Raw genomic sequence first — 12,738 nt, forward strand, 5'->3', positions numbered from 1 at the left:
AAGTGATGATATTTAAGTTACCGGAGTATAAGAAAAGATGTTATACTCCAGTAAACAACTTAAGCATTGACTTCTAACTCTTCTGGAGTAAAACTAGAAAAATCATATTTGTAATTTTCTCTAATTACTTCAGGAGATTCCTCAAATAGAAAGAATGATGCTCCTAAAACGGTAGTTTCTTTCTCTTGTATGGTTTGGATTCTCAAGCCTGTTTTATTGGCTTTTAATTGATTCCAGTACGCATTTTTAGCTCCGCCGCCCACTACAGTAATTTGGTCCACTTTGAAGTTACTTACTTCTTCCAAAATACTTACAGCCTTCTTTAGTTGGTTGCTGATCGATTGCATACAGGATTTAAAAATATCACCTCTGCTTGAGGTTAGTTGTGCAGAGATATTGATATCCTGATCAGGTTGTAATTTAGGAGAATAGATATCTTCAGTGAGCTTGGAATTCATAGCATCCTCAATCATCACTTGATATACTTTATCTTCAGGAAGGTCGCTGTAGAATGTATTTTTAACCCATTCTATATTCGCTGAAGCCATCCATTGTAAGCCTATATTATAAAAACCTTTGGCTGGGTCAAACTCAACAGTAATACCATATTGTTCTAACTCAGGCTTAAGGTAAACTTCTTTTGCTTGAACCATTAGAATTTCCCAAGTTCCAGAACTTAATACCGCATTTTTTAAATCAACACCTGCTCCAAATAGAGCAAATTGAGTATCATGCCCTATACTTTTTACAGGAATGTTTTCTGGAAGGCCCAATAATTGAGCACCTTTAGCATGTAATAGCCCTACCTGTTCACCTGCATATTTCATTTTAGGAAAAAGGTCTCTACTTAAGCCAATTTTATTCAGTATCTCATCATCAAAATCTTGTGAAACTAGATTACAAAGCTGTGATGTTCCTGCCATTGTATGGTCTGTGTAAAATTCGCCAGTAAGCTGATGTCCAATTAACGAAGAAATGAACAACCAATATTTTGCTGTATTTATCGTTTCTTCTTGGTTCTCTTTATACCAGATTAACTTATTGATTGTATTGAAACTGAATGAACCCACTCCAGTTTTCATCAAAAGATCTTGTTTACTGAAATAGTTATCAATATTGTTTAAGACAGGGATGGTACGAGCGCATTTCCATGAAATTACTGGACTTATAAGGTCTCCTCTTTCATTGACAAATGCACCATCTACACCAAAAGTACTAATACCAATACTAGCAATTCTTTTATGATCAACTAATTCTATAACTTTCTGTGAACAGTAACTTAGTTTATCTATAATTTCATCAAGATCCCAAATTGTATATTCCTCATTGATGGGATCTGGTCTGGAGTTGTTGTTGACCGCATATTTTGCAATTACTTTACCTGTTTTATCGATAATAATTGCTCTGATATTTGTTGCTCCACAATCAAGAACAACTGCTAAATCCTTTGTCATAATAGAATAATGATTTAAAAAAAGGCTACCAGGAATGATAGCCTTTTATTGGTAAAGAAAAACTATTACTTGTACAGTGGTCCGTAGTTATCACATGCTCTATAATCGGCACCTTCTGCATCCATACCATGTCCTGCCCAAGAACTAGGTCTAAATATTCCGTTTGTATCTACATTATGCATACATACAGGAATTCTCAGCATTGATGCTAGTGTAATTAATTCTTCTCCATAGTGACCAAAAGAGAATGCACCGTGGTTGGCACCCCAGTTGGCCATTACAGAATATACGTCTTTAAATGCACCTTCACCTGTTAATCTTGGAACGAACCAAGTAGTAGGCCAAGTTTCATTTGTTCTTTGATCTAATGTTTTATGTACATGTTCAGGTAGCTCAACTGACCAACCTTCAGCTAATTGTAATACGGGGCCAACTCCCTTAATTAAGTTAATTCTAGCCATTGTTACAGGCATTCCACCTTTTGTAAGGAATTGAGAAGAGAATCCACCTCCTCTAAAGTATTCATGGATGGCAGCAGGCCATTTTGTATTCGTGAGGCATTTTTCTTTTTCTTCCTCAGAAATTTCCCAGAATGGTTTCATTACAGGGTTGCCATCAGCATCAGATTGTTGACCTGTACCATCAAGTGTAGCCGAACCTGAATTAATTAAGTGAATAATACCATTTTCTGCTAACCCCTCTAAACGCTCACCAGTTACTCTTTCAACTGAATCTGCTGACCAGAATGTTCTTACATCACAGAAAACTTGAGCTTGGTTTGTTAATAAGTAGCCAAATAACATCGTAATGCCATTTAAAGCATCATTTTCAGTGGCCATCATATAAGGATTACGGATTCCGTTCCAATCAAATGATGAGTTGAGAATTGCTTCCATAAAATCACCATTAGGCTGGAAGTCAGTCCATTGTCTTTGTCCTTGGAATCCTGCCGCAAGTGCATTATGTCCTAATGCTTCCTCACCGAAACCTAATGCTTTTAATTTAGGATTACCTTGCATCAAATCTTTACAGATTAATGTCATTTTGACTACTTTCTCCCAAACTTTTTCTTTCTCTGCATCAGTTCTTTTTACATTGTCTTCATTTAAGTCAATGCCTTCTTCACAATACTCTTTAGTCCATGATAAAGCTTTTTTATACTCTTCTGGATCATAAATATTTTCTTCAATTCTTCTTGAGATTTCAGACATATCCACATATTCGTTTCTCATGCCTAAATACTCTTGGAAAAACGTTTCATCTACGATAGAACCTGCAATACCCATTGACACCGAACCAATAGATAAGTACGACTTCCCTTTCATTGCAGCTACTGCTAATCCTGCTTTGGTAAACTTTAATAATTTTGCTTGTACATCTGCTGGGATTGATGTATCACCGGCTTCCTGTACTTCATGAGAGTAGATAGAAAAAGCAGGAACTCCTTTTTGAGAATGACCCGCTAACGCTGCAGCCAAATAAACAGCTCCAGGTCTTTCTGTACCATTGAAGCCCCAGATCGCTTTAGGAATATGTGGAGTAAGATCAATCGTTTCACTACCATAACACCAACAAGGAGTAACAGTGATCGATAAACCTACGTTTTCTTTTACAAATTTTTCTGCACAGGCAGCAGCTTCACTAACTCTACCAATAGTAGAATCTGCAACTACACATTGTACAGCCTCTCCATTTGGATACTTTAAGTTGGCTTCTAAGAAGTCAACTACAGTTTGAGCCATAGCCATTGTTTGTTCCTCAAGAGATTCGCGTACACCGCCAAGTCTTGCATCAATAGTAGGTCGAATACCAATTTTTGGTAAGTTAGATTCGTTTAAAACCATTTTATCTATGATTAAATGTTGTAATACATTAGTTGTTCGTGTTGATGTTACAATTATAAATACTGTTCGATTTAGTTTGCAATGCAAACGTTTGCAATTTACCTTTGGAAAAGAATCGATCACTTTGTAAAAAATAGACTACTGCTTTGAAGAAATCGAGAAAGACGACAATAAAAGATCTGGCGAAAGCCTTGGAAATGAATGTTTCAACGGTGTCAAGAGCGTTAAATGATCATCCTAAAATAAATATTAAGACCAAGGAGCGGGTAAGACAATTAGCGAAGCAGATGGATTATATACCCAATCCACTAGCTCAAGGTTTACAACGACAAAGTACAAGAACTATTGGTGTGATATTTCCCACTTTTGATACTAATTTCTTTTTTCGCGTATTGAAAGGAGTGGAGAAAGTGATGCATGAAAATAATTATCAGATTATTATATCTACAGCTGGAAATTCTAAAGAACAGGAAAAAGAGGCTTGTAAATCATTATCGGCTTATCATGTAGATGGAATAATTATTTTTCTATCCTACCAACATGAAGACCCGTCATTTTTGATTGATATTCAAGATGAGGGAATCCCTTTATTATTTATGGACCGTATCTATGAAGAGATAGACGCTAATTATGTTGTTTCTGATGATTTTACTGGGATGTTTGAGACAGTATGTGATTTTATTGATCAAGGCAAAAAGAAAATTATTCATATACAAGGTAGCAATAGTGTTTCAACGTCATTCAATAGAACATTAGGTTATCAAGAAGCACTTAGAGAAAAAGGCATTGAAGAAAATCCAGATTTTATCATTCATTGTGATCATGAATCAGAAGTGAAATCAGCCTTAAGGCGATTTTTCTCAAAATATACTTTTGAAGAGATTGATCTTATTACTTGCTTTAATGACTATTTTGCATTTCAGGCATTGGAATATTTGAAAGAGAATAACATTAAAATTCCAGATGATATTTCCTTGTTAGGTTTTGCGAATGAGCCTTTGTCTATATATACTTCACCAAAATTATCAACCATCAATCAGCCGGCGGAAGAAATGGGAGAGAAGGCATCAGAGTTATTATTAGACGAAATTGAACATAATAAGAAAGGAGAATCTTATGCTTATGATACAACAAGGGTGAAAACATTTTATTTGAGAAGAGAGTCCACATGATGTTCTGAAATATCACTTTCAGAACATGAAACTTGAAAGAAAACTTCGTGATGATATTAATCTATATCTGGCTAGTTTTTCTTGAGTTTAGAATCAGAAGAGATCATAAATAATTCCATTCCTGACTACTTGTGAATTAGTATTTCAGCCCAACGATACCATTTTTTAACAAGATCTATTAATTCGATAGAGGTGTTTTTGATACTAAAAATGGTCTTTTTCTTAAAAAAATCAACACTTTTTCCAGTCTGATAGAAAAGAGCAATTTATTGAAACTTTTTTCCAACGACGTTTTTTCCCAACACTGTACTTTTGGAATAGCACTTATAGCACAGATAACATTTTTTTCTATTTAATATAAACTGAAATGAGACGAAATTTTATTTTACAATTCCTCATTTTCATTTCTTTAGTTGCTAATGCTCAAGAAAAAGGGATGGACGAATTATGGGGAGAACAGACTATTAATAAGAATATCACTAAAAATACCGATTGGTATACAGAAGCAAAATTTGCCATGTTTATTCACTGGGGCCTTTATTCTAAGATGGCTGGAGAATGGGATGGTCAACACTATTTTGGTATTAATGAATGGATCATGAAAAGAGCCAAAATTAATACTAAAGACTACAAAGAAACAGCTAAGACATTTAACCCCTCTCAATTTGATGCGGATGCCATTGCTCAGTTAGCAGTAGATGCAGGTATGAAATACTTGGTAATAACCGCCAAGCATCATGATGGTTTTGCTATGTTTGATTCAAAAGTAAGTGATTTTACTATTACGAAAGCAACTCCATATAAGAAAGATGTTGTAAAAGCACTTCAAAAAGCATGTAAAAAGAAAGGCCTTAAATTTGGTATCTACTATTCACAGACACAAGATTGGTTTGAAAAAAATGGGTATGGAAACAATTGGGAGTTTAATCCTGATGAAGCTGATTTTCAGAAATACTTAACAGAAAAGGCATTACCTCAAATCAAAGAATTACTTACTGGTTATGGTGAAATTGGTTGCATTTTCTTCGATACTCCAGGTCCTATTCGTGAAGAACAAGTAGTACAGTTAAAAGAGATGGTTGAGAAATACCAACCTAATTGTCTTATCAATTCTAGAATTGGTCAGGGGTTAGGTGATTTCACAACGTTAGGTGATAATGAAATTCCTTCAATGCCTTTAGATGGTCTGTGGGAAACATGTGATACACACAACAACACATGGGCATACAGCAATTTAGATTTCAACTGGAAGACTCAAGACGAGATTATACACAGACTCATTGATGTTGTGTCTAAAGGCGGAAATTATCTGTTTAATATTGGTCCTAAAGCGGATGGTTCTGTTCCTGATGTTTCAGCTATGATTTTAAGAGAAACAGGACATTGGATCTCAAAATATAAAGAGGCAATCTATGGAACACAACCCTTGTATTTAGGTGGACAAACACAATTTGCTGCTACCCAAAAAGGAAATAAAATGTATCTTTTTGTAAAAGAGTGGCCAGAAAATTATACACTAAATCTACCAAAGTTTGAGAACAAGACATTAAAAGCCTATTTCATGGATTCTCAAAAAGAGGTAAATGTTTCTACCAATGAACTTTCTACTGTCTTAACACTTCCACTAATGAAACATGATGCGATTGCTTCTGTAATCGTTGTTGAATTTGAAGGTACACCGAAAGTATCAACCGATAAGGTGATTAATTCTGGTCTTGAAACTTTGTTATTACCTCATGAAGCAGAATTGGTTGCAGTAGAAAAAGGTAAAAATAGATGGATGGAGATCTTTGGTGATTGGCATTCAAAGCCTGTATTAACTCAATGGGCTTCTAAAGGAAGTAAAGCATCTTGGGAAGTAGTCGTTCCATCTTCAGGTATGTATATAGTATCAATTGATTATGCATGCGACCAAGATTCTGATATGCAAGAAGGATTACTGACGATCAATGATAAAAAATATAATTTCGTACCAACATATAGTGGAGAAGTAAGTAAAGTAAAGAATCAGAGAGAGGTACGAAGAATGGATGTTTTTAAGAAAAGAAAATTAGGCGTTATCAATTTTGAAAAAGAAGGGAAACAGAAAATCACTATTGAGCTGAATGATATCGATAAAACAGGTTGGATTAATTTAGCTTCGGTTTCTTTCGAGCCAGTACCTACATCTGAAGATAAAAATGTAAACTAATTGATAATCTAAGATCACAAAAAGGTTATACCTAATTTATAGATTACCCGAAAAAAGTGGACATATAAATAAAATACTCTGATAAAAGAACAATCATTTCATTTCAAAAAATCAAGTAAATAGAAAAGGACGAAGACAGCTGTTTTTGTCCTTTTTTTAATTATTGATTCTTAGAAAAGTTATATATTCATTTGGTGATATTTTTCAGTCCTTTATACACATAGTAAAGATTAGAGCATTTCTCTTGACAGAAGTCTTTCTTAACAATATGCCAAATAAAGTATTCCAAGAAATTATATCTTGATATATAAAACACCTATTTCTTTGTCTAATTTGAGTGTTTTGAAAGAAATGAACAATAAATTGTTACTTTTTTTGCTCGTTTATACAGGTTCGAATTGTAATTTTACAACAATGATCAATGAGTTATCATATCAAATAGCCTAAATAGTAATAGAACACCGCTTAAAAGATTTTTATAATATGATAAATAGATTTTTTATACTGATTATAGTACAACTTCTTTTAGTACCAAATTTACACGCTTCAATAAAAAGTATTCCTTATTTTAATACCCTTACAAATACGGATGGTTTAAACCAGAATACAATTAATTGTTTACACCAGGATGAGTTTGGGTTTATTTGGATGGGAACACCCAATGGGTTAATTCGATATGATGGCAATGAATTTAAGTCTTTTATTCATGAACCTGGAGATGAAAAGTCATTGATCAATAGTTCAGTTTATGATATTTATGATGATAAAAAAGGGAAATTATGGTTAAGTACAAATGCAGGTATTTCAATCTATTCTATAAATAATAATTCCTTTTTAAATCTTCCTGAAATAAATAACTTTTTAATCAATGGAAATAAAGTAGTCAAGATTATTGAGGTAAATGATAACAAAAAGTGGATCTTGACAAAAAAAGACTTGTTACTGGTAGAAGGAGAATTACAAAATATATCTGTAAAGAAAGTAGATGTTGCTGGTTCAAGAATAGAAAAGGATATCACATATTCGGATATGGTGATCTATAATGGCACTTATTATATCCTGACTAATAAAGCATTACACATTAGTAAAAGAGGTGAAGAGGGAAACTTTTTTACAATTGAGGAATTAGAAATTAGCCAGTATAAAGATCATTTCTTTTCAAAAATGATGTTGGATAAAGAAAAGAAAAATTTATACGTCTCAACTAGACAGAAAATATTGACTTTTGATCTTAATTGGGAGAAAATCAGATTAGTCAATTCTAAAGACTTATCTAATTACGCGATTGGAAATAGCCATTTTCATATTACAAACTTTGAGAGCGATAATAAAGGGAATATTTGGGTTACAACTTTTGGTGGAGGTGTAATAAGGTATCATAATGAGAGTCAGTCTATTTTAAGATACAAACATAGTGATGAGGATTTCAGTTTGTCGAGTAATATCATCAACGATATATTATTGGAAGAATCAGGAGTTGTTTGGTTTGCAACGGGTCATGGAGGAATTAGTATTCTTGATCCTTATAAAAAGTTATTTCATATCATAGGTAATAATAAAGTTAGGAGCAATTCACTAAGTTCTAATCTTGTGAACGATATATTAATTGATAGTAAAAACCGATTATGGGTAGGTCATTTCCTGAATGGTATCAATATCAGTGAACAAGAATTTAATTTAGAAAAATCACATGAAATGACATTTAAAAGTTCTTTAAGTCATTTGAATGTTAATAGCTTAAAGGAAATAAACAATCAGATTTTTATTGGTACTAACAAAGGGTTGTATATCTATGATTTAAAACAAGAAAAGTACCTAGAAATTAAAGGCTTTCCTTCAAATATTAATGTAGTAGACGAGTTGGAAGGTATTGATGGTAAGATTATTTTTTCTGTTGGACGAAAGATTTACGAGTTTGATCTAGGTGGACAAAAAGTCGTTAATAATCAAAAAATAAATGTGATTCCTTTTCATGAGAATTTAAAGGTAAAAGGACATGTAAATCAGATTTTTGACAACAATAAAAGCATCTACTTTGCAACGAATAATGGGTTATTTCAATACTTTAAGGATTCTCATAAAGTGAAATCCTTCCATACTTCTAAAGTAGATGTAAATTCATTGGGTGAAGATAAGGTCTTTACAATATATAGAAGTTCAACGAATGTGCTATGGATTGGTACCTTTGGAGGAGGATTACATAAATGTATCGAAAGGGATAATTCTATTATTGGTTTTGAAAGAATCACAAGAGCAAATGGCTTACCTGATAATGTGATTTATAGTATTTTAGAAGACAAAGAAGGCCTTTTATGGCTATCTACAGATGATGGTATCGTTAAGTTTAATCCCAAAAACAATGCTATCAAAATATATGATACTAGTGACGGTTTAAGTGCTAATAATTTTAGAAAGTCTTCATATTTTAAAGATCAATATGGTACCCTATTAATGGGATCCCTAAAAGGGGTGGTAGCATTCAACCCATTGGAAATAAAGAATAACCCTATTGTCCCAAACCCTCAGATTTTGCATTTGAAAATTAGAAATGAAGAGATCGAAGCCAATAAAAAATATGATGATAAAACCCTGTTGACTTCACCAATATTTAATACTGAAAGTATTACGCTTCCTTATGAAATGAATCAAATTACATTGGAGCTAGGAGCTTTAAATCCAGAAGGAATAAACAATACAAAGTTTGCATACAGATTAAAAGGTATTGATACCAAATGGACAATGACAGAGACAGATCAACGTCATGCGAACTACATAAAATTACCCTCTGGAGAATATACTTTTGAATTGAAAGCTTACAATAGTGATGGGGTAGAAAGTGAAGAGGTGAAAAGATTAGATATTATTATTGAAAGCCCTTGGTATCGTACATTTACAGCATATTTTTTCTATCTCCTTATTCTATCATTAATCATATTTGGTGTAACAAAATACTTATCAAATATGATTCGATTACAGAAAAGGGTTTTGGCAGAGCAGAAGGATAAGGAGCATTTAACGGAGATTAATGAAGCCAAACTAACTTTCTTTACGAATATCAGTCATGAGTTAAGAACTCCACTAACATTAATTCTAAGTCCGTTAGAGAAACTGGCTTATGATAACCGTCTTCACCCTGAGTTAAAGAGTTTTGTGGAGAACATTAATATTAATGGACAAAGATTATTGAACCTTACCAATTCTCTTATTGATTTTAGAAAAATTGGTAAGGGTGAATTGAAATTAAAGCCAATCAAGCAAGACATTGCTCCTTTTGTTAAGAAGACAGCAGATGCTTTTATTGACTATTCAAAAGACAAGAATATCAATTATGATGTACAAATAGAAACAGCCCCTATAAAAGGATGGTTTGATAAAGCGGTGATAGAACGAATTATGTTTAATTTACTTTCTAATGCTTTTAAGTATACCCCAAAAGGGGGGCAAATAAGCTTCCATGTTGTACAAGATCATGACAATATGGTTATGACAGTAGAAGACAATGGAATTGGTATTAAGCAAGAAGAAATTAGTCATATTTTTGAAAGGTTTTACAATGGTGAAAACCAAGAAACTGTCTTTGGAAGTAGTGGCATTGGACTATTTTTAGTAAAACAACTTCTGGATCTACAGCATGGGACAATCACAGTTGATAGCAAAGAGCATAGAGGTACTAAGTTTGTAGTTTCAATCCCAACCAATATTGAAGAAGCAACAAAAGAACTTCAAAACATCAATGAAGATGAAGTGATCGAAAAGGAAGCTAAGAAAGACTCAGTTCCTGATGTTACAAAGAATAATAAGCCGAAGATTCTTGTAGTAGATGACAATGAAGATATACGTTCATTAATTCATCAATTATTTGATGACAGATACCAGGTTTTTGATGCCGTAGATGGAGAGGATGGTTTAGAAAAAACAATGTCTATAGGTCCTGATGTATTATTACTTGATATCAATATGCCAAAAATGAATGGTTATGAATTGGCAGAACATTTAAAAGGAAACCCTGAGACAAGCCATATATCGATCATCTTTTTATCAGCTTTGGTAGACTATGAATCAAAGAAAAAGGCTCTAGAAAAAGGTGGACAGATTCATATTTCAAAGCCGTTCTCCCCTTATATGTTAGAACTGCAGGTAAATAATCTAATAGCACAAAAATCTCATGAATCTGAAAAACTTAAGAAAAAGATTATCATGAGTCCTGATAAAGAAGAAATTCTTACTAGAGATGAAATACTTCTAAAGAAGATTAAAGAGATCATTGAAGAAAACTATGGCGATGATCAATTTAATATTGATCAGATTGCTGATTCAGTAAACATGTCATACATTCAGTTCTATAGAAAGTTTAAATTGATTTCTGGATTGAATGCGAATAAGTACTTAAGAGAATACCGACTAAAGAAAGCAGCACACCTTTTAGAGCATGATGATGCACTATCTATTAGGGAAGTGATGTATACTGTAGGGTTCAATAGTCAATCATATTTTACTAAGGCGTTTAAAAAACAATATGCCGTAACACCAGCAGCATATAAAAAGCAGTTTAAGAAAGAAAGTGACAAATTAATGTAACTTTTGTTCAAAATTTTCATGGATTCACTATCTACTTTTACATGGTCAGCAACACTTACTTTGATAAAATAGGAGCCATTACCTTGAGATGAATCGAAACAGTTTACCTATATAAATATCTGCTTATTTGATGAATATCAATAGAGAGTAGATAATGCTAACAAGTGAAATGAAAGTATAATAAAGGCTCTATGATATCAATAAGATTGGAAGATAAAGTACTTTCACCTCGAATATAAAGTGAGCATAATTAAAGGTGTGGATGATGAAACAACCATTGGAAGTTATAAAACAACAATAGAATGAAATTAAAGACTTTATTACTACTTCTTTCGTTAACTAGTTTTTTATCGAAAGCACAAAACATTGAAATTAAACATAATTGGGATAAAATGCCGCTGTTCTTTCATTTTGGACAAGTTGAACATGAGTTGAACAAAGAACAAGTAAAGTTCGTTGCTGAAAGAACGAATATTGTGGCTTTAGAAAAACGTCATGCCTTTGTAGAAAATAAAAATACGGAGGATGGCATTTATAAAGACGCAAGAAAATTAAGAAAAGTAAATCCAGATGCAAAGGTGATCTTTTATTGGAATGCCTTTTTAAATTACCCTTTTTATGATGCTAATTCGGAATACGATAAGCATGATGAGTGGTGGCTTAAGAATTCAGATGGAACGCTTGATTATAAACCAAAGACAAAGAATCTGAAGAGGTATGACCTTTCTAATGAAAAAGTGCGTTCTTGGTGGGTTTCAGTCGCAAAATCTGCCATTAAAAAAGGTTGTGATGGTATTTTTATGGATGCATTTATGCAAGTGGGTAGCAAAGTAAACGAACGTAAGTGGGGAAAAGAAAAATATGATGCTATTCAAAAAGGAGTTTTTCAGTTGATGGAAGAATTGAGAGCTGCTATTGGTAATGATCAGATGATTATCTATAATGGTGTACGTTCTTTAAGAGGGGAGACAAAAGGCATGCAATACTTACCATATGCAGACGCAGCTATGATTGAACACTTTGGGTATTTTCATAGTGAATCAAAAGAAATGATGTTAGCAGATATAAAAGCAATTCAAGAGATTGGTAAGGCAAATAAAATGGCATTAGTAAAAGGGTGGCCTGGTTTTGCATGGATGGATAAAGATAAAATGGTATTGTCATTTAAAGAAAAAGAAGAACTTTCTAAAAAGGCCTTACCATTTGCTTTAGGAAGCTTCTTGATGGGAGCGGATGATAAAGCTTATTTTAGTTACTCATGGGGGTACCATTATGAACATGGTTTTGAAATAGATTATGAGTTATTCAAGAAAGCACCTGGTAAACCTACTGGTGCATTTAAACAAAATGGATGGGTCTTAACAAGAGAATTCGAGAATGTAGTTATCACTGTTGACCTTGAAAATAAAACAGCAAATTACGATTGGAAGATCCAATAAGTTTTTATTGAAAATGTAAATTTGACCCATTATTAATTTATTTAGTAATGGGTCTTTTTT

At 33.0% G+C, this 12,738-nt stretch carries 6 protein-coding genes; 4 read left to right on the plus strand and 2 right to left on the minus strand.

The features are described 5' to 3' along the window. Positions 1-59: 59 nt before the first annotated feature. Together fucK and HGP29_RS20640 are read right to left on the minus strand one after the other, a co-directional pair. Positions 60-1,454, minus strand: coding sequence for an L-fuculokinase (fucK, locus tag HGP29_RS20635; RefSeq protein WP_168884334.1), 1,395 nt, complete (start codon positions 1,452-1,454; stop codon positions 60-62). Between the two features lie 65 nt (positions 1,455-1,519). Next, positions 1,520-3,298 (minus strand): L-fucose isomerase, encoded by a 1,779-nt coding sequence (locus tag HGP29_RS20640; protein WP_168884335.1) that lies wholly within the window; start codon positions 3,296-3,298, stop codon positions 1,520-1,522. Positions 3,299-3,444: 146 nt separating this feature from the next. Between HGP29_RS20640 and HGP29_RS20645 the strand changes: the two genes are divergently transcribed. The 4 genes from HGP29_RS20645 (at position 3,445) to HGP29_RS20660 (ending at position 12,678) form a co-directional block, all read left to right on the plus strand. After that, on the plus strand, positions 3,445-4,470 hold the full coding sequence (locus HGP29_RS20645) for a LacI family DNA-binding transcriptional regulator (RefSeq protein WP_168884336.1): 1,026 nt from the start codon (positions 3,445-3,447) through the stop codon (positions 4,468-4,470). A gap of 367 nt (positions 4,471-4,837) precedes the next feature. Beyond that, positions 4,838-6,661: an alpha-L-fucosidase gene (locus tag HGP29_RS20650; protein ID WP_168884337.1), complete on the plus strand. Its 1,824-nt coding sequence runs from the start codon at positions 4,838-4,840 to the stop codon at positions 6,659-6,661. A 483-nt stretch (positions 6,662-7,144) separates the two neighbouring features. Continuing rightward, positions 7,145-11,239, plus strand: coding sequence for a hybrid sensor histidine kinase/response regulator transcription factor (locus HGP29_RS20655; protein ID WP_168884338.1), 4,095 nt, complete (start codon positions 7,145-7,147; stop codon positions 11,237-11,239). Positions 11,240-11,541: 302 nt separating this feature from the next. Continuing rightward, positions 11,542-12,678: a putative glycoside hydrolase gene (locus HGP29_RS20660; RefSeq protein ID WP_168884339.1), complete on the plus strand. Its 1,137-nt coding sequence runs from the start codon at positions 11,542-11,544 to the stop codon at positions 12,676-12,678. Positions 12,679-12,738 lie beyond the last annotated feature (60 nt).

It is taken from the genome of Flammeovirga agarivorans (genome assembly GCF_012641475.1).
GTDB classification, from domain to species: domain Bacteria; phylum Bacteroidota; class Bacteroidia; order Cytophagales; family Flammeovirgaceae; genus Flammeovirga; species Flammeovirga agarivorans.